General features: G+C 47.9%; 25 protein-coding genes. 9 read left to right on the top strand and 16 right to left on the bottom strand.

Annotation, left to right across the window (positions count from 1 at the left end; all coding sequences use genetic code 11):
• Positions 1–2: 2 nt before the first annotated feature.
• The 9 genes from C5S62_RS08320 to C5S62_RS08280 are packed head-to-tail and all read right to left on the bottom strand — an operon-like array spanning position 3 to position 5087.
• Positions 3–533: a hypothetical protein gene (locus C5S62_RS08320; protein ID WP_104404912.1), complete on the bottom strand. Its 531-nt coding sequence runs from the start codon at positions 531–533 to the stop codon at positions 3–5.
• Positions 534–552: 19 nt separating this feature from the next.
• Positions 553–981, bottom strand: coding sequence for a hypothetical protein (locus C5S62_RS08315; protein WP_104404911.1), 429 nt, complete (start codon positions 979–981; stop codon positions 553–555).
• Entirely contained in the window at positions 978–1445 is a 468-nt protein-coding gene (locus C5S62_RS08310; RefSeq protein WP_104404910.1) for a hypothetical protein, read from the bottom strand. The genes C5S62_RS08315 and C5S62_RS08310 overlap by 4 nt, the downstream gene beginning before the upstream one ends.
• Positions 1436–1765 (bottom strand): hypothetical protein, encoded by a 330-nt coding sequence (locus tag C5S62_RS08305; protein WP_104404909.1) that lies wholly within the window; start codon positions 1763–1765, stop codon positions 1436–1438. Before C5S62_RS08305 ends, C5S62_RS08310 begins: the two co-directional genes overlap by 10 nt.
• Before the next feature lie 3 nt (positions 1766–1768).
• A complete protein-coding gene (locus tag C5S62_RS08300) occupies positions 1769–2104 on the bottom strand; it encodes a DUF6706 family protein (protein ID WP_104404908.1) in 336 nt (111 codons plus the stop codon).
• A 3-nt stretch (positions 2105–2107) separates the two neighbouring features.
• Positions 2108–2506, bottom strand: a complete 399-nt coding sequence (locus tag C5S62_RS08295; protein WP_104404907.1) for a hypothetical protein — start codon at positions 2504–2506, stop codon at positions 2108–2110.
• Between the two features lie 15 nt (positions 2507–2521).
• Positions 2522–3772: a hypothetical protein gene (locus C5S62_RS08290; RefSeq protein ID WP_104404906.1), complete on the bottom strand. Its 1251-nt coding sequence runs from the start codon at positions 3770–3772 to the stop codon at positions 2522–2524.
• 25 nt (positions 3773–3797) lie between these two features.
• Positions 3798–4445 (bottom strand): hypothetical protein, encoded by a 648-nt coding sequence (locus C5S62_RS08285; protein ID WP_104404905.1) that lies wholly within the window; start codon positions 4443–4445, stop codon positions 3798–3800.
• Between the two features lie 12 nt (positions 4446–4457).
• Positions 4458–5087, bottom strand: coding sequence for a hypothetical protein (locus tag C5S62_RS08280; RefSeq protein WP_104404904.1), 630 nt, complete (start codon positions 5085–5087; stop codon positions 4458–4460).
• Between the two features lie 283 nt (positions 5088–5370).
• Between C5S62_RS08280 and C5S62_RS08275 the strand changes: the two genes are divergently transcribed.
• The 9 genes from C5S62_RS08275 (at position 5371) to C5S62_RS08240 (ending at position 9468) form a co-directional block, all read left to right on the top strand.
• Entirely contained in the window at positions 5371–5583 is a 213-nt protein-coding gene (locus C5S62_RS08275; protein ID WP_133159548.1) for a hypothetical protein, read from the top strand.
• A gap of 23 nt (positions 5584–5606) precedes the next feature.
• Entirely contained in the window at positions 5607–5783 is a 177-nt protein-coding gene (locus C5S62_RS13610; protein ID WP_190311573.1) for a hypothetical protein, read from the top strand.
• Positions 5784–5815: 32 nt separating this feature from the next.
• Positions 5816–6175: a hypothetical protein gene (locus C5S62_RS08270; protein ID WP_104404937.1), complete on the top strand. Its 360-nt coding sequence runs from the start codon at positions 5816–5818 to the stop codon at positions 6173–6175.
• A gap of 10 nt (positions 6176–6185) precedes the next feature.
• A complete protein-coding gene (locus tag C5S62_RS08265; protein ID WP_104404902.1) occupies positions 6186–6608 on the top strand; it encodes a hypothetical protein in 423 nt (140 codons plus the stop codon).
• Between the two features lie 256 nt (positions 6609–6864).
• Positions 6865–7098: a DUF551 domain-containing protein gene (locus C5S62_RS08260; RefSeq protein WP_104404901.1), complete on the top strand. Its 234-nt coding sequence runs from the start codon at positions 6865–6867 to the stop codon at positions 7096–7098.
• Positions 7091–7582: a YopX family protein gene (locus C5S62_RS08255; RefSeq protein ID WP_104404900.1), complete on the top strand. Its 492-nt coding sequence runs from the start codon at positions 7091–7093 to the stop codon at positions 7580–7582. The genes C5S62_RS08260 and C5S62_RS08255 overlap by 8 nt, the downstream gene beginning before the upstream one ends.
• Positions 7583–8018: 436 nt before the next feature.
• A complete protein-coding gene (locus tag C5S62_RS08250) occupies positions 8019–8264 on the top strand; it encodes a hypothetical protein (protein WP_104404899.1) in 246 nt (81 codons plus the stop codon).
• A 109-nt stretch (positions 8265–8373) separates the two neighbouring features.
• Positions 8374–9129, top strand: a complete 756-nt coding sequence (locus tag C5S62_RS08245) for an ADP-ribosylglycohydrolase family protein (protein WP_104404936.1) — start codon at positions 8374–8376, stop codon at positions 9127–9129.
• An 18-nt stretch (positions 9130–9147) separates the two neighbouring features.
• Positions 9148–9468, top strand: coding sequence for a hypothetical protein (locus tag C5S62_RS08240; protein WP_104404898.1), 321 nt, complete (start codon positions 9148–9150; stop codon positions 9466–9468).
• A gap of 6 nt (positions 9469–9474) precedes the next feature.
• On the opposite strand, the gene C5S62_RS08235 is transcribed toward C5S62_RS08240, so the two are convergent.
• The 7 genes from C5S62_RS08235 to C5S62_RS08205 form a co-directional block, all read right to left on the bottom strand.
• Positions 9475–11805, bottom strand: a complete 2331-nt coding sequence (locus tag C5S62_RS08235) for an ADP-ribosyltransferase (RefSeq protein WP_104404897.1) — start codon at positions 11803–11805, stop codon at positions 9475–9477.
• Complete coding sequence (locus C5S62_RS08230) at positions 11805–12086, bottom strand: hypothetical protein (RefSeq protein ID WP_104404896.1); 282 nt, start codon at positions 12084–12086, stop codon at positions 11805–11807. The genes C5S62_RS08235 and C5S62_RS08230 overlap by 1 nt, the downstream gene beginning before the upstream one ends.
• The gene (locus C5S62_RS08225; RefSeq protein ID WP_104404895.1) at positions 12083–12463 is read right to left on the bottom strand and encodes a hypothetical protein; all 381 of its coding nucleotides are present in this window, start codon (positions 12461–12463) and stop codon (positions 12083–12085) included. The genes C5S62_RS08230 and C5S62_RS08225 overlap by 4 nt, the downstream gene beginning before the upstream one ends.
• Positions 12463–13890, bottom strand: a complete 1428-nt coding sequence (locus C5S62_RS08220) for a phage portal protein (RefSeq protein WP_104404894.1) — start codon at positions 13888–13890, stop codon at positions 12463–12465. Before C5S62_RS08220 ends, C5S62_RS08225 begins: the two co-directional genes overlap by 1 nt.
• Positions 13891–13902: 12 nt before the next feature.
• Positions 13903–15330, bottom strand: coding sequence for a phage terminase large subunit (locus C5S62_RS08215; protein WP_104404893.1), 1428 nt, complete (start codon positions 15328–15330; stop codon positions 13903–13905).
• On the bottom strand, positions 15317–15799 hold the full coding sequence (locus C5S62_RS08210; protein ID WP_104404892.1) for a hypothetical protein: 483 nt from the start codon (positions 15797–15799) through the stop codon (positions 15317–15319). Before C5S62_RS08210 ends, C5S62_RS08215 begins: the two co-directional genes overlap by 14 nt.
• A 109-nt stretch (positions 15800–15908) precedes the next feature.
• A complete protein-coding gene (locus C5S62_RS08205; protein WP_133159547.1) occupies positions 15909–16133 on the bottom strand; it encodes a hypothetical protein in 225 nt (74 codons plus the stop codon).
• Positions 16134–16138 lie beyond the last annotated feature (5 nt).

Here is a 16138-nt window from a genome sequence, read left to right as displayed (position 1 = left end):
TGTTAGGCGGTCTGTGTCGGGTCGGTCTGTGTCGGGTCAGTCATTTCCTCGTCTATGCAGAGCTGGTCTTGGAAATTGATTTTGAGAGGCACCAGACAGATACCCTTGCTTGAATAGGTGATTTCAAACTTGGGTACGACTACTACGTTGGGGCAGCCGACAAACAAGCCCTCTTCCGGCATGAGCCATACGGCCCATTCCTTGTAAACAGGCTTGAGGGGGCGCAGCCACTTACGCTTGGGCGCGGAACCGGTGATTGTGCCACCGAAATACCGGGATAGCTGCTCCAGCGACGGGTCCATGAGTGTGAGGTTGACGGCGGTAACGTAGTTACCCATCAGCGTGATTTTCTTTGAGGACGTTTCCGATTCATGCACGGTCTGTTCCACATCGTCATCTACAAGCTGACAGGTGTCTTTGTAAACATCGCCTAAGTCAAGCCACGCATTGCCTTTTGCGGGCATTTGGCCGGCGGTTGTGCCGGCGGGGGCTATAAAGATTTTTTTAAGCCCCATTGTCGATAATATAGGCATGGTCTTATTAAATTGGTTGTTATTGATTACTTGTTTTATCTCTCACGGTGATTTCCAGAGCAAATGAAACGAAATGCTCGTCATGGTCTGGCTCTTTGATAGGGGGATTGATTAGCCCCACATTCCAGTTGTAGCCTTGCCCGTGTTCATAGTGGTTTTGCAGTACCTCTATGGCTTTGGCTCGAATGGCAATCAATCGTGAGTGATTAGTGCGAAACACGGATTTGCCGCCGGTCATCGGCTTTTGTATGTCCGGCACATGGATATTCACGTTGATTTGTCCGTAACGCACACTCCCCTCGCCGTCTATGGTGTGAGGAACAATGATAACGTCCTCTTTGGTGTAGTCGTTCCTTTCGTAGTCGATTACACCGCTTATCATGGTCTTAACCTCGCTCTCTTGGAGCATTTGGTAAACCCTTACAGCTATTTCCTCGGTCGCTATCATATTGTCATTCCAAACATTTCATTTGCTTTGGCTTTCGCCTTATCCATGAGCTTTTGCATTGCCTTTGGAAAGTCGGTTTTGGCTTTGAGTTCGGCGGGGAGTATCACGTTGTAGCCCTTTGCCTCCACATAGGCGGCATAGTTCATGCCGGCAACAATCACGAGTGCAATACAATCGGGGAGTGTCGCAATCATTTTCATTGCGGCTTTCAGCGCGGCCTCTTGCGGCTTGTCGGATTGGTCGGCGGGACCGAAAACTATGTCTTTGTTTTTCACTACAACATAGCTTATTGAGTTTGTGAGATTACCCGTGCGGTCGGTATAGTTGTGCTTATCCTTTGCATACTTGACTAATTCCTCACCCAAGTATTTGCAAAGGAATATGGCAGCCTCTTCAACGCGATTTTGAAACGCGGCTACTTGGGCGGCTATCAATCCACTGCCAAACATCGGAGTTATCCCCATACCTCAATATATTTTCGGTTCAACGTATCTACCCCTTGCGCCTTAAACTCGGCAATCATGGTCTTGTCGGCATTGTAGAGCCGGATAGTATCACCCACACTTATTTCACCTCGGAAATACTTTGAAATGAAAACATCGTAAGTGTAGGTGTATTCTTGCCCGTCAGTACCTATGTAGTGCTTGGCAGGAATAGAAATATCAATCTGGCACTCGCAACCCTCTTCAAAAGCGGCGGTGTCGCTTTGAACAGTAAAGCCGGTTGCGGGGTCTGTGAAAACCTCGCCACCATGCCAATAGTCAAAAGAGCCGTTGTATCTCATATCTTACCAATACATAGAGCCGTCCGTGATTGTGGGGATTTCCAAAATCTCATCGGCATCAAGTCCGGCATCAGCGCACAATTCTTTGATACGCTTTCTCAGCTCCTTAGTGTCGTAAGACTGTGAGGATTTGCCTAAACTTTCACTACTTAACACCAGAAACTTTTTAAGCACCTTGATAGCGGCGGTTGCCACTATCTTTTTGCAGTCGGATGTATAAGGGGTGTCGTTGGCTACCTCGGAAAGTCCAGCGTCAATAAGAGCTTTCTTACATACCACCTGTGCGGCGGTGTAAGGCTCCAGCTCGGCCATTAATGCCTCAAGAACGGTTATCTCCATAGCTTACTCCTTTTCGGGGTTGGGGTCGGCGGTTTCGTTGTTGTTGAGCATTTCGGAAAGGGTTTGCGCCTGCTCATCGGTCAGAGCCGAAAGAGCGTTGCTCACGGCCTTTTCTTTGGCATTGTGAGCCACACGAATACCCATAATGCCCAGTGCGGCCTTAATGGTTTCTATGTGATAGCGTTCCCCTTGAAATTCTACATGATCGCTTACCACCTCTACGGGGATTGTAGGGGCGGTTTCGGAGGCAGTCGGCGCGTCATCCAGCGCAACGATAACGCAAAAACCACGCCCTACAAGCGCATTGATGCGTTCAACATCGTTGCTCTGGATAAACTCGCCGGGGCAAAGGGTCTTACCCTCTGCTTTGCCATTGAAAGGCTTAATTACTTTCAGTTTCATAGCAAAGCAAAAGGGTTAGACGGTTTCAAGACTTGCGGCGGCTACGGCAGCGTCATAGTCGGCTTTGGTGCGGTAGTAGGTAGTGGTGCCGTTTGCATCGACGGCGGCTTCCTTTTCGGTAATGCCGCGTACCTGTAAGCAAACAATCTGCCCTATCTCGGTGATAAGGGGCAGCAAGCGGCCCGCGCCCTCGGTGTATTCGCCGGCGGTCTGACCCGTGGATGCACCTGTGCGCCACTTGGAGATACGAATACCATTGCCGGCGTTGAGATAGTCCACATTCTCTTCCTCGATAAGCTCGGAGTCCTCAATAGCGGGCTGAATTTCGCCGATAACGCCGGCGGGCTTGATTGCGATAAAGTTGGGATTCCACGGCTCAATAGCTTGACGCTTGCCGTCCGGGGAGATACCCATCTTGCGCCGGATAACGGTAATCGGGGGGATTTCGTTTTCTTCCAGCAACGCGGAAAATTCCGATTTGGTGACGGTCTGCGCCTGCTTGTCGGTACCATGTGCTAACAGGCGAGTTGTGCTGTCCATACGCAGCCATGTTGCGAGTTCCTGCGACATGAGGATTTCGCCCGGCTCGATACCACGAGCGCGGAGTGCGGCGCAGAGGACGGAAAGGAAAAGAATAGGATTGAGCTTGCCGGCCTTTGTGTTTGCAGTGGTCCAGTTCAGAACGCTCACGAGCTTGTTTGCGTCCGGCATGGTGTAGTCCACCTCGTAGGCACGGCCGCCGGGGTTGTTGATAGCGGGTACGAATTTAGCCACGCCCCAGTTGGAGAAAGCCATGAGAACGATAAAGTCCATCACGTCCTTGCAACCGAGATATGCGTCCTGCATCTGGTGTTTGAGCGTCTTTTCAATCTGCTTTACCTTGTCGGCCTCCTTGAGGCGGGGATTCTCGTAAACCTCCATGAGCTTACGATAATCGCGGGCGAACATTACGAAAGTCTGTCCGACACGGGGAATTTCCTTTGTCCAGACATCGAAGCCGTCCGACCGGCGCAGGGGCGAGGGTGATTCATCGCCCAAGAGCGTAGCCATGAAACGTATCTGGTATTTACCGACAATAGCCTCGGCAGTAAGCGACATCTGCGGAGTATTGTAGGTAAACCAGCCATCGGTATACATCTTTTGGAAAAGAGCAACCTCACGCTCCGAAGCCTTGTCAAAGGACTTACGCCACGTTGCAAGTAAGTCCAGCGGAGAGCCGGCCTTGTGCAAGCCAGTGAAAGTTGTAAAAATTGACTTTGTAGGCATGGTTTTTTAAAATTTTGTGTTGATATTACAGCGATTTTGTCAGCTTGACGTGTGGGTTGGCTTTGAGGAAAGCGCCGGTTTCGTCTTTCTGGCTGTCGGGGATAGGCGATACACGCCTTTCGTAGAGCGCGTATTGCATGGTGTCGGCGGTTACGTCAATGGCGGTTTCAAACTCGCTCACCACAACGTCCTTGATAGTGGTTGAGTTTGCGAGGCCGCGTTCTTTGGTCTTGGGAGTAGCGGCACCATCGCTCACAAGCTCCACAAGCACATCGCCGGCTTTCAGCCCGGTAATGGCAGCGGAAAGAGTGATACGGTAAATGTTGCCCTTTTCCTCAATGGCGGAGATTTTGGGAGCTGAGGCGATTGCAACGGCATCTGCGCCGGCGATACCCACAAACTCGCCCTCGGCGAAACACGGAGCATAAAACTCATCGACATACAGGGAAACGAGTTTTGAGTTTTCCGCATCCACCTCTACTACCTTTGCAGTCTTGATAACCTGCACCAGACGGGTTTCCTCATTACGAATGGCAAGCGTTCCGGCGGGGATAACATCACCGACACGGAATTTCTGCCCCGTAACATCAAGGTTAAAACCGCCCATAACGATTGAGGGGCTACCCGTAAAAATCGGGCGCGTACCCACAAAGGAGGCTGTCTTGCGTTTCATCTTGAAAAATTTTTATTTAGCGGTTATTGTTTCCAGCAATGCGTCAGCGGCTTCGTCAACCTGCTTTTCGCTTGCCGATTTTGCACCCTCGGCTTTGTCGGAAATAAGGCCGTTTGTGATACAATCCTGTCGGAGTGCTGCCACGGCGGTTTCCACGTCCTCATCATCAGCAATGGAATTGCCGAGGCGGTCGCGGAGAAAAGCGGGGATTTTGTGCTTTTCAAAAGCTGCGTTGATTTCAGCCTTACGCGCCTCGCGGCTACGTTCAGCTTTCAAGTCGTTCAGCTCTTTTTCCATTGCGGCAATACGCTCATCGGAGTTATCACCGGGCTTTGTCTTGCCTTTGCCCTTTGTGCCTTTGGTGGCGGTGTCATCGTCCGTGTCATCGTCCGTGTCATCGTCATCTTTGGCGGGCTTGGTCTTTCCATTGCCCTTTGCTTTCTGCGCCCAGCGTGTAGCCTCACCCTGAGTTTCGGTTGCTACATCAGCTATAAGGGTTGCAGTCTTTTCGATTGCCTCCTCATCGGTAGAATCATCCTCAATGCCTCCACCGAGCTGCTCGGTTAGCTTATCGAGGTACTTCTCCGATAGGCGGGTGTCCTTAGTCTTTTCCTTGACTTTTGCCCTAAGTGCTTTGTTCATATCGGTTGTTGTTATGCCCCGGAAAGGGGGTGTTAATAATTGGCTTTTCAGTTCTTAGGCACAAAGATAGCTAATTTCTACGATATGTGTTTATAAAACACAGAAAAAATTTTACCGGGTAAATCTCCGAATTTTCAGCGAGTTAAATTTACTGGGTAATTTTTTCCGAAAAATAATTGCCAAAATATTTGGCGTATTCAATAAAACACATTAACTTTGCAATGTGTTTGAGAAATACAGCAACTCAAACCGACAAAGCAACACCGATAAAAACTACAAGAAAATGGCAAAGACAAATAGACAGGCACTCCAAGAACGCCTCAATATCTATGGAGAGCGCGTTAACGCAACGTTCACAATCGGCAAAAACGAAATGGGCTATTTCGTAAGCTATAACGATAATCCGATAGCCCTAACGTCTGGACGCTCTTTCAAAGAGCTTGCCGCCTACGTTGACGGCCTCCGCGATATGCTTTTAATCACCCCTAACAAGTAACTCTACAAGAAACGCATAAAGACATGGAGCAATACACCGTAACATTCTACGTTGAGAAAACCGACTTAGCCGGTCATCATATCGGCATGGTGAAAAAGGTTATCCGCACAGGCAAACAAACCATTGCGGAGGCTGCTGAGGTGGCCGTGGCTCACGGTGCCAATCCCTACAAAAATTGGCAACTCACTTGGGAGAAATAACATTGACACAACAACGCAACACCAACAAGAATATGGTACAACAATTTCAAATCAAAATCCCCGCTTGGCCGGTTGAGCAAATGACCGGCTACAAGCCTATCACAACCTTTTGGCAGGACTTTTCTATTGCCGACCGCTTCGGGATAAACGGAATCAAATCAACATTCATACGCGCTTTCCGCGAGTGGAAAAGCAACTACAAGTACCTTACCGAGCTTTCTATGGTACTCAACCACAAGATAGGCTATTTCTACGACCACGAAAAGCCTATGGACGCGCGTTGCAATCGCATAGCGGCTTTATATAGCGAGTTATGGGAGCAAGTCAATGACTATGCCTATGACAACTTAGAGGGCGATGAATTGCAATACTACTATCGTATCACCGACTAACTCACCGAGCATGGAAATATCCGAATTTATGGCGTTATCGCCCAAAGCAAGAATGGACTTTGCACCGGTTATAGCCAAGTATAACCCAGCAAGCACCAGCGCATTTGAAACAATCATAAACATAATCAATCGTTGTGGCTTTGACGCGCTCAATATACACTTTAAGATGGGATTTCTTCTCAATCTTGCCAGCGTACCAAATTCCGAAATAAACAAACAACCAACAACTATGGGAATACTCAAAGATGCAATCCGCAAAGTGCTGACCGAGGAAGCACAGCGCACGGGCCGCGATATTCGTTTCTTAGACACTCCAGCAAGAGTGATAGAAACGCCGGCGCAAGCAAAGTATAACGACATACGCCGAGTTGAGCGAGGCTATGTGCAAGGCGTTCACAAGGCAAGAAAGGAGGCTGGCAATGGCAACAAGTAAATCCCTATGCGCCTCGTGCCGCCACGGGTCCCGATATGGTAGCTCCTACTTTTGTTCCTATCGGTGCTGGACGCAACAAAACAACAAATATAAGTGTGAACGCTACTTAAAATCCGAAAAGAACAATGGCTAAAATCCCCCTTTGCCGAAACTGTCAGCACTGCCGCATATATGGAGCAACCTTGTATTGCTCCATGCTCGACAAGTATTTCACTCGCGGCCGATACCAATGTGATAACTATAAACGGAATCCAAAATGAGCAAGACCGACAACAAAAACTGCAACGGCTGGATAAGCACAAGCGAGGCACTCCCGCCACTCAAAACTCGCGTCCTTATCGTAGAGAGTGGTGCCGGTCGCTCCATGATAAGGATAGCAAAGCTCTTAGGACAGGCGCAAAGCGGCGTATGGTATTGGAGCGCACAGAACACAGCCTCACGAGTTACCCACTGGCAGCCCCTGCCACAACTCCCCAACGACCATGAATAGAACAATCAAGAACAGGGCAAAATGCTTAAATAATAACAAGGCCGATAATTGGGCTTATGGTTATCTATATCCGGTCAGCACAGCCAAAGGGTTACAACTATGTATCTGCGACCATGAACACGGCTTTGCCGGTCCCGTGGATGCCAATACACAAGGTCAGTTTATCGGGTTATACGACCAGCACGATAAAGAGCTATACGAGGGTGATTATATCTCCATTGACTATAAGTATGATGATATATGCAATGGTGGTGTCGTACCCGACCAAGATTGTTTCTGCGAGGGCGTAGTAGTTTATATGTCGGAATTGGCTTGCTATGGCATAAGGCTCTATAAAGCGGAATATCCACTAATGGAATCTCTAAAAGAAACGCCTTATCTGACTATCCCGCTTATGGATTTTGATTTGGTATGCGATAGTATAGAGGTGTTAGGCAACATATACGACAATCCAGAATTACTCAAAAATGATAAGAAAAGTTGAATTAAACTTACAATCGGGCGTTTCTGGCGCATGGAAAGTGGCGATATATCACAATGCACTTGCAATGCACCGTTATCATACCCGGAGCAAATAGATAAGCTCCAACGAGAGAATAAAAGGCTTAGAGAGGAAAACAAGCGGCTCAAAGCCTTGTTAAGCTCACAAGATAACGAGGCTAATAAAAGAAAATAGCCCCAAAAGTTTGTTATATTAAATATAATTCGTAATTTTGCGTTTATAGAACACAAGCAAGACAAAATGGATAGACCCAAGAAAGAACATAGAGTGATATTTCACGATAGCCGCCTAAAATATCAGTGGCGTGTAGTCAAAGTGAATGGCGTTCTTATGGTAAGAATACCCACTTACTATAATCGTGTATATAAAAATGAAACTGGCGGTTATACCACCGAGTATTCAATAAAACCATTTAAGCATGAGCCAGACACGCAAAGTAATCCACGTTGAGCTGAAAGAGCCATACAAAGGCCGGCGCAACTACTATTTCGGGAGTGCGGCCGCTATCTACGACACACTGCCTATTGAGATTGTCGGCATAAGTCTTACAACGCTCTGGAATAAGTTTTGCTCGACAAACACCTACCACGGCCCGTTAGCCACAATCCGAAAAAGAGAGTTAGTAAGCAAAACCACAAATAGAGGTAAGAAAGGAAGCGACTGATGAATTGCCCTTACACACAACGGCCTTGCATATATGCCAGCCATGTTTTTAGAAATTGCGCAATATGCGCGATGAGCAATTACCCCACAAACTCCAAAAAGAAATAATTATGTTAGGCGCAATAATAGGAGATATAGTTGGCTCACGCTTTGAGTTCAACAATACGCATAGGAGCGATTTTGAGCTATTCCACAAAGATTGTAGCTTTACAGATGATACAATATGCACCGTAGCTATTGCGGACGCGATATTGCGCAAGTGTAGCTATCAAGAGAGCCTATTGCGTTGTTGTCGTTCATACCCTAATCCTATGGGCGGCTATGGCGGCCGCTTTGCACAATGGATTCACTCAAACAATCCCCAGCCATATAATAGCTTTGGCAATGGGTCAGCAATGAGAGTTAGCCCGGTGGCGTGGGCTTTTGACAATCTCGATGATGTGTTGGCGGAGGCTGAAAAGACTGCATTGCCGACACACAATCACCCGGAGGGCATTAAGGGAGCTAAGGCCGTGGCTCACGCTATATGGATTTTGCGTAATGGTGGCACGAATGTTGACCTATCAAACATTCTACACGACTACTACCCCAACTTTTCACTCGACAATCTCCAAAGAGGTAAGTTTGATGAAACGTGTATGGGTACCGTTACACTCGCTCTCTACATGGTATGTATGGCAGAATCTTTTGAGGACGCTATAAGAAATGCCGTGGCTTGGGGTGGCGATAGCGACACGATAGCGGCCATTGTCGGCTCAATCGCAGAGGCTCGGTGGGGCGTTCCGTGGCTTTTTGGAGAAAAGGCTATGAGCTATCTACCCAAATCAATGCAAAGTGTAATCCATCTTATCTATACTGGAATATAATCCAATCCCCAAAACAATATGGCGCAGAGCAACATAATTGAAATGGTAAAGAGCCTTTGCAAGCTCTACAAAGGGGGAGATAAAAACCCCTACGACCCAGACAGTGTAAAGCCGTCCGAATGGGCTAATGAATATCTCAAATTCCAGATATGGGATGCGGAGTATTCCGTTGTACGAGGCTTTGAGTGGTGGTATGATACATGGAAACGCACACGCCCCAAAGAGCTTGCCAACAAAGCGGAGAAAGCGGAAGAGGTTTATAAGCTCGCTATCTTCGACAAACTCCAAAAGATTAAGCGTGATGATATAGATTTTCAAGCAATGTATTTCGCGCTCTAAGTCCTATCACTTAACCAATCTCTTATCGCGGCTCAGTAACTCAACATAGATAGTTATTGAGCTGCCTTTTTTTCCGCCAGCCTCAGCCTTGATAAAACGATACTCATAACCACGATGCACAATAACCTCGTTCTCTCTACCTTTGGCGAGTGTCCGGCTTGCCGTGGACCCGTCCCAGCCTGCGCCGTACCTATCACCAAAGCCGGAGATAGGCTTTGCATATAAGGCTTGTGTGCCTTTGGGAGCGTATATGCGCAAATCAACGCTTTTCCAAAAGCCACCGTTCATATCGAAAGAGGTTGATATAAAGCCCTCGTTGATACCTCGGCAGCCAGCGACTGCATTTAGGCCGTCAATATCGCCGGCCCGTACCATACGCAAAAAGTCATCGCCAAAGATAGACCCCATTTCTGCCATGTCGCAACCTCGCCTTAGAACAGTGTCCTTTGATAGAGTGCAACCGTCAAGAATACTATCCATAAGCGTACCGTCCGTGTGTGCGCGTTTATCACGCCAATAAGAGCGATTGATTGTGTCATAGGTGCCGTTGGTATAACTACTTACTGCTTGCCTTGCCTCAGTTGTACCAGCCTGCCATGCCGGGGCGCAATCGGCTGTCATCCTATCTTGGAAAGGCACAAAGGTTTTATCACTTTTGACCTTGCTTTCAAAGGTGCGGTGCTTGTCGCAATATTTCTCTAATTTGGTCGTACTGTTAAGCCCTTGCCTTAAAAGCTCGTTCTTGTATTCCTCAATAGCCTTTTGAGCCTCGCCCAACAATTTAAGGGCCGTGTCAACATCGCCAGCGTCATAAGCCGCTTTGAGTTGTGGAAAGAGTGCATTGACCTTATCCACATTGTTAGACGCGACAAAAGCCTCCACGCCTTGAATGTCGGCGGCCATACGCTCACGGCGCATTTGTAGCTCAACATTGCGTAGAGCTTTTTTGTATGCGTTGGCTGCTCCCTCCCAAGTCGGATATTTCTTGTGGTTAGTTACCCAGTCAATTTCAAACTTGAGGGTGTCTGCTTGGTGTTCAAGTGAGCCGGTCAACATCTGCCCCAGCTTGGATTGAACGGCGGCGTAAAGTTGCTTGAGGCTTTCAAGTCCATGTTGAGCCAACAAACCCATAGGGTCATCAAGCAAATCACCCATAGACCGGGCCGCCTGCTGTTCCGGGGTCAGTCCGTGGAGAATCTTGTTAACCGCCTTTTGGTTGTCCTTAATAAAGTAGGGCAGAGTTCCGGCGGCGGTCGCTTTGTCGATACGTTCCTCATTGTCCTTAACCCACGCCTTGAATGTCGGCGGCTCGGCCGTTACCTCGTTGGCACAATCAACGCCGGCCGGGTCTTTCCCGTCCAGAATATTATCCAACATTTTATCAAGCTCGTTAGGGCTTGCCAATACCGGCTCTTGGTAACAACGACAATTAGGGTGCCAGCCACTCCACTTGAATGTTTTGGGGTATATGCCTTTGAGGTCATCGCAAATATCAGGCTCCGGGTGGTTGTTGCTCAACTTGATTTCAATGCCGATAACGAAAGGCATTTGCTGCCAACGCTCGTAGTCGGCAGTGCGATATGCGATATTTGTTTCAGTACGCGCCAGCCTTTGCGCGTTCCTGTAAGAGCTACGATATACGCCACGTCCGGGGTGGTACTTGCGGGGGTCATCATCAACCCATTTGTAGGACCCGCTTTCAGCGTCATAGACGCGCCTTTTCCACACGCGCCCATACTTGGGCGTGCCATCCTCGTTCTCGCCGATTTTGACACGGAAACGCCTATAAAAGCGGTCGGGGTCATTGAGATACTTTTGAATTTGAGTGGCAAGTCTATTAGCCGGAGTTCCCTCGCCAATAGCCAAATCCAAAGCGTCCTCTAACTCATCTTTGAAAACCCCCGTGTATTTCCATACCTTTTGAGAGAGATTAAGCCCCGTGCCGGTCTTACGCGCAAAAAACGCTTTCATTGCGTCCATGTTGCGTTGAAAGAATCGGGCAAAGTGGTTATCCTCTATTGAGTGTTCGCCAAATACAGCCTTGACAAGTCCATCGTTATGCTCGTTGGCGTTTAGCCACTCTTTTTCTACCCCGGTACGGATTATCTGATAAACGCGAGAATACATAGTGCGCAATATTGGCGTAACCTCATCGGAATAGCCATACTCGGAGAAAGAGAAAGGTTTGCCCGCCTCAAGCTCCGTGCCTTTTACCAAGTTAATTATTTCAGAGAGCGCAGACCGATAGACAGCCGCCACGTTGGCGGCGTAGCCCTCGGTACGCTTGAATAACTCGGAGTTGAGCTTTTTGTAATCTATGTATTTCCGCTTTGCCATTAGTCGTTATATTCGTTTTCCAAGTGGGTTATAAACTCATCGATAACATCGCGTATTCGCTTCATTTTGGCGATAAATTCTTTGTCGCTGTCATAGACCGCCTTGTGTATGTTGGCAGAAACGTGGCAGTCAGACACGCGCAAAAAGGTGGATTGATACGGTTGGTTGTCGTAGTCAATTACATCACCGTCATAAGCAACGACACTCCCGCTTGAGGGCGAATCTGGCTCGTTGAGCCAGACACGTTTAATGAATTTCGTATTTCTTGCTTTCTCGCTCATCGCTTTTGGAAATGGTCGCAATAATCGTATTTGAGGAATTTACACCACTTTTGGAATTGGCACCGGCAAAATATCATGTTGCCGTCTGCTCCTTTGTTGTGCCAGTCGGTCGAGTGTTTGCAGTCCTTACAGGTGTAGGCTGGTCGCTCCGTTTGCTTGGTTGCAAAGCAACCCCTCGCGTCAAAGGTTAGACGTTGGGGATTGTTTCGCGGGGCCGTGTTGATAAGCTCAACAAGCACCTCGGTGGTGCGTCCTCGCATCGGAGAGTTAGGGGCAGTAAGCGTGATTTCCACACTTGCCACTTGGAATTTGTGGGGCTTGTTTTGGCTCATAGTCCAAACCTCATCGCCCGGATTGAATTTTGTTGTGTAGTCCATTAGTCCGTGGGTTCAAAAGCGTCCATGCGCCGTAATGCCATTTGCTGCTCCATATTTTCCGCTTGCTCTTTCTTGATACGTTTCAACTCGGTCTTTACGTCCTTGATTAAGTAAGACAGCTCTACATAAGTTTCACGGCTCATCGCGCCATCATTGAATTGTTTGGATATGTCAGCCAGCATATCGCTAACGTCATCGCCGAAAGGCTCTTGAAATTCATGCCCTAAGTCGAGTGCGTCATGCTCGGCCTTGTGGGTGTAGTCAAGAACATTTCCCATTATGGCACACATAAGGGAGGCGTGGCGGTTCATATACTCATCATGCTTTTCCTTATGTTTTTCGGCCTTGATTATCGCCAGCAACATGATTTTGCGGATAGCCTTTGCCGACAGGTTGCCGAGGCTTTTCATGTTATCAAAATCAATGTTGGGCGTGAACGACTTGGAAAGAATATGCTTATCCAGTCGCTCAAATTGGTTGCGTTTGCTCTCGCTTGCCTCATTCCATGTGAGGTAAGACACATTGCCGCCATTTTTGAGGATAAGCAATTTCGCCTCTTCCTCTTGCTTGGGTAGGGAGTTGAGTATTTCGGCGGTCGCTACCATTGTGGGGTTGGCGAAACGGTCGATAACATCAGCCTCCACACTCTCGGAGTTTTCAACCTTTTCAATAAGCGGTTGCACATCGGAGTGTTCCGGCTCCTGCTCAAAAAGCAACACGGGGATTTTCCCTATTGGATTGGGTCGGCGTTCCACTTCCCAGCCAAAAGAGCCTTGCTTGCAACGGTAGATAGTATCGGCTGTGTATATGTCGATATGGTGAACGGTGCGATTTCCCTCCTCGGTGAGATAGTAGCCCCAGCCAAAGGCGCGCAGACGCTTGTATTGGTCTTTTATCGTGTATATGTCATCACCGCTTTTCTTGCTCAACACGTTAAGCAAGAGTTTTGGCTTATTGGTCGCTTCCTCGCGGTAAACGTGATACAGGATAGCCGACACACCCTCGGCACCGGCGACACGTTTAGCCTGCCTCACGCAGCTATCAAAGTGGATTTCACGCATAATCTCCTTGTAAAAACTGTATGCGTAATCGGTGTTTTCTGAAAGTTGCGTCCATTTCACGGGGCGGCCGTAGAGAAATACCAGTGCAATTTCGTTAATGAATTTCTGGTAAGGGATAGGAATTTTGTTGCGCTTGCTCCAACGCAGGAAATTACCCTTGCTATCAAGCACGGCCCTATCCTTGCGCTCCATTACTTTGTGAGTGCTTATCTCGTACTCTTGCAAGTGGCGCATCGCTCTCTCGGAGTGTGCGGTCATCATTGCAACGGCCCGTGTTACGTCATTAGACGCAAGCAACTCATCAAAGCTCTGTTGGTAGCCGACAGCCGCCTTAATGTTGTTGGTGATTGTTTGAATTAAACTCATAATATCGGGATGTTACGTTAAACCTAATATCTGTTCTATATTTTCGGGTATGTCGATTTCGTTGTAGTCAAACCAGCAACGCATCAAAAGCATATCGCGCCAGTCCGGGGAGCAACCCAAATCAAGTTTTATTTCCTCTTTGGGCTTTAATTGGAGCTTGCCGTCACTATCCCCTTTCCACGTTTGCAGTTGTTCAAGCTCTCTTATGATTTCCTCTCGGTCGGATTGGCTCACAAGTTCCTCATCAATGCCTACCTCATTGGCGTTAATGTGTTCGGCCAGCTTGTAGCCACATTGAGTTTGTAGGTTGCGGTAGTTCTCGCCGGCAAAAGGCGAAGCACCATTGACAAATCCCTGAATGTCGCAATTATCAACCACGCCACCACCCACGCCGTCCTCATCCACAATGCACCTATGCTTGGGTATTCGATATTTGCGCTGCTTGGTTGTAATCCATAGCTGAATATCGGTGAGCTTGCTTTTAGGAAAGCACATCAAATCTATTATATGATAGCCATCCCAAACGGCAAGACGCGCATAGTCGGCACCGAAACGCGCAATATCGCCAGTGATATAAAACTTGCCGGTGCGGATAGAGAGATTGTTTCCGAATATCGCGCAAATGTCATCGTAAGAGCATAAGGCGTTGGGGTTATCGTCATAATCCCAATTACCCTTAAACAGTCGCTCAAACTTGACTTTATCGCTTGTGGTTTTCAATCCCTCAATATAAGCCGGGTCTATGTATGGATTTTCTTGTACTAGACAAGCAATATAGTAGCGGTACGCCTCAAGACGATTGGCTTTATAAGGCTTGTAGAATATATCATACATCCAGTTCTTTTTGGGGTTACAAGTGATAAAGAGTTTGCGCACAATCCCATACTCCAAATTGAGGTGTCGGCCCACACGGGTTTTGAGCGTGTCGTATGCACCAAAATTCACCTCGCCGCCCTCTTCAATCCAGCCCCCGGTAAATTCCAAAGAGCCAAAGCGTTCATACAGCGGGTCGGAGGGCTTGTATTGCAAATCCAACAGGTCTATTCGGGACCCGTTGTAAAATTCAATATAGTTGTCCTGTGCGTTGTACTTGTAAAGTTCCTCGGTGCAACCATACATGGCACATACTTTCTTGAATGTTATGTATGTCGATTGCTTGATACGCTTTAATTCCTCACGACCGATAAACCATTTCGTACCCGGATAGGCAAGACACATAAAGAGCAACCATGCGGCACCCGTCCATGATTTCGCGCCGCCGGCGGCTCCACCATACAGCACCTCTACATGGTCGTTGTCAGTGAGGATTGCGAGAGCCTGCCCCTGCTTTTCGTGCCTCTTGCCGTCCTTGCAAGTTATAAAGTCGAAACACCCACGTTTGAATAGCTCAACTTTGACCGCAAGCGACAACGGCAATGATATGTCTTTATTCCTTGCCATTGTTGCCTGTCTTTATTTTCTCCAAAAGAGCGTTGTATTGCAATAGTTCCTCGGTAGTCAGCACCGACAAATCAACCGGGTTAACATTGGTGTTGATTTCGCCCTCTATCGTCTGCGTAGCCTTGCCGAATACTCGGTCAAAAAGCATTTCAATAGTTGACGTGCGCCCATAGCGCATATCGGTGTTAATAGCGGATATTATGCTCAATACCCACATCGGAGTGTTGGGATTGGGCTTGTGGGGGTCGTTGGGGTCTTTAATCAGCGGCTCCAGATCGGAGGGTGAGCTTTCGTAAATGTGTTGAATGACTTTTAAGATTTCCTCTTTGCTGCTCTGCGGGTCAACCCTCTTGCCCGTGGTCTGCCGGATATAATTAAGCACGGAGAGTTTGCCACGCCCTTTGCGTTTGGGCTGGTTCTCGGACGTAAAGCGATTGCCTTGTTTATTTCCTTTTTCAAAGCGGGCCATTCGTTGTGATTCCGTTGATTTATTATTCCGTGTTTGTCAGACACACATTGACTGCAAAGAAAACCGGACAGCCGAAAACTGCCCGGCTCTTTACGCGGTTGGTGTGGAGTTAGGCGTTAGCCTCCTGTTCCTTGTACTTGTTGTAGTACCACTCCATAAGGCTATTGCCAAGCTCATCGTAAGCGTCCAACTTTTCCATAAGAGTATCGGCCTTTTCGATTACCCTTGCAAAAGCGGCGTTTTCCTCATCGGTCTGCTCTGGAGGGAAAAATTCGCCTCTCAGATTTCGTTCCAGCATGGAAAGCTCCAGCGGTGTTAATTCTATTTTTTCCATTCTTG

Origin of the sequence: Prevotella sp. MGM2 (assembly GCF_002933955.1) — a bacterium.
Taxonomy (GTDB): domain Bacteria; phylum Bacteroidota; class Bacteroidia; order Bacteroidales; family Bacteroidaceae; genus Alloprevotella.
Note: the sequence above shows the minus strand (reverse complement) of the source record. Positions and strands in the feature narration are given on the sequence as shown.

Excerpts from the sequence above, each read along its gene's own strand:
- C5S62_RS08310 (WP_104404910.1), bottom strand. The coding sequence starts at position 1,445 with ATGGGGATAACTCCGATGTTTGGCAGTGGATTGATAGCCGCCCAAGTA.
- C5S62_RS08225 (WP_104404895.1), bottom strand. The coding sequence starts at position 12,463 with ATGGACTACACAACAAAATTCAATCCGGGCGATGAGGTTTGGACTATG.
- C5S62_RS08270 (WP_104404937.1), top strand. The coding sequence starts at position 5,816 with ATGGTACAACAATTTCAAATCAAAATCCCCGCTTGGCCGGTTGAGCAA.
- C5S62_RS08290 (WP_104404906.1), bottom strand. The coding sequence starts at position 3,772 with ATGCCTACAAAGTCAATTTTTACAACTTTCACTGGCTTGCACAAGGCC.
- C5S62_RS08260 (WP_104404901.1), top strand. The coding sequence starts at position 6,865 with ATGAGCAAGACCGACAACAAAAACTGCAACGGCTGGATAAGCACAAGC.
- C5S62_RS08255 (WP_104404900.1), top strand. The coding sequence starts at position 7,091 with ATGAATAGAACAATCAAGAACAGGGCAAAATGCTTAAATAATAACAAG.
- C5S62_RS08315 (WP_104404911.1), bottom strand. The coding sequence starts at position 981 with ATGATAGCGACCGAGGAAATAGCTGTAAGGGTTTACCAAATGCTCCAA.
- C5S62_RS08210 (WP_104404892.1), bottom strand. The coding sequence starts at position 15,799 with ATGGCCCGCTTTGAAAAAGGAAATAAACAAGGCAATCGCTTTACGTCC.
- C5S62_RS08230 (WP_104404896.1), bottom strand. The coding sequence starts at position 12,086 with ATGAGCGAGAAAGCAAGAAATACGAAATTCATTAAACGTGTCTGGCTC.
- C5S62_RS08300 (WP_104404908.1), bottom strand. The coding sequence starts at position 2,104 with ATGGAGATAACCGTTCTTGAGGCATTAATGGCCGAGCTGGAGCCTTAC.
- C5S62_RS08205 (WP_133159547.1), bottom strand. The coding sequence starts at position 16,133 with ATGGAAAAAATAGAATTAACACCGCTGGAGCTTTCCATGCTGGAACGA.
- C5S62_RS08275 (WP_133159548.1), top strand. The coding sequence starts at position 5,371 with ATGGCAAAGACAAATAGACAGGCACTCCAAGAACGCCTCAATATCTAT.
- C5S62_RS08220 (WP_104404894.1), bottom strand. The coding sequence starts at position 13,890 with ATGAGTTTAATTCAAACAATCACCAACAACATTAAGGCGGCTGTCGGC.
- C5S62_RS08280 (WP_104404904.1), bottom strand. The coding sequence starts at position 5,087 with ATGAACAAAGCACTTAGGGCAAAAGTCAAGGAAAAGACTAAGGACACC.
- C5S62_RS08285 (WP_104404905.1), bottom strand. The coding sequence starts at position 4,445 with ATGAAACGCAAGACAGCCTCCTTTGTGGGTACGCGCCCGATTTTTACG.
- C5S62_RS08245 (WP_104404936.1), top strand. The coding sequence starts at position 8,374 with ATGTTAGGCGCAATAATAGGAGATATAGTTGGCTCACGCTTTGAGTTC.
- C5S62_RS08320 (WP_104404912.1), bottom strand. The coding sequence starts at position 533 with ATGCCTATATTATCGACAATGGGGCTTAAAAAAATCTTTATAGCCCCC.
- C5S62_RS08235 (WP_104404897.1), bottom strand. The coding sequence starts at position 11,805 with ATGGCAAAGCGGAAATACATAGATTACAAAAAGCTCAACTCCGAGTTA.
- C5S62_RS13610 (WP_190311573.1), top strand. The coding sequence starts at position 5,607 with ATGGAGCAATACACCGTAACATTCTACGTTGAGAAAACCGACTTAGCC.
- C5S62_RS08250 (WP_104404899.1), top strand. The coding sequence starts at position 8,019 with ATGAGCCAGACACGCAAAGTAATCCACGTTGAGCTGAAAGAGCCATAC.
- C5S62_RS08295 (WP_104404907.1), bottom strand. The coding sequence starts at position 2,506 with ATGAAACTGAAAGTAATTAAGCCTTTCAATGGCAAAGCAGAGGGTAAG.
- C5S62_RS08240 (WP_104404898.1), top strand. The coding sequence starts at position 9,148 with ATGGCGCAGAGCAACATAATTGAAATGGTAAAGAGCCTTTGCAAGCTC.
- C5S62_RS08215 (WP_104404893.1), bottom strand. The coding sequence starts at position 15,330 with ATGGCAAGGAATAAAGACATATCATTGCCGTTGTCGCTTGCGGTCAAA.
- C5S62_RS08265 (WP_104404902.1), top strand. The coding sequence starts at position 6,186 with ATGGAAATATCCGAATTTATGGCGTTATCGCCCAAAGCAAGAATGGAC.
- C5S62_RS08305 (WP_104404909.1), bottom strand. The coding sequence starts at position 1,765 with ATGAGATACAACGGCTCTTTTGACTATTGGCATGGTGGCGAGGTTTTC.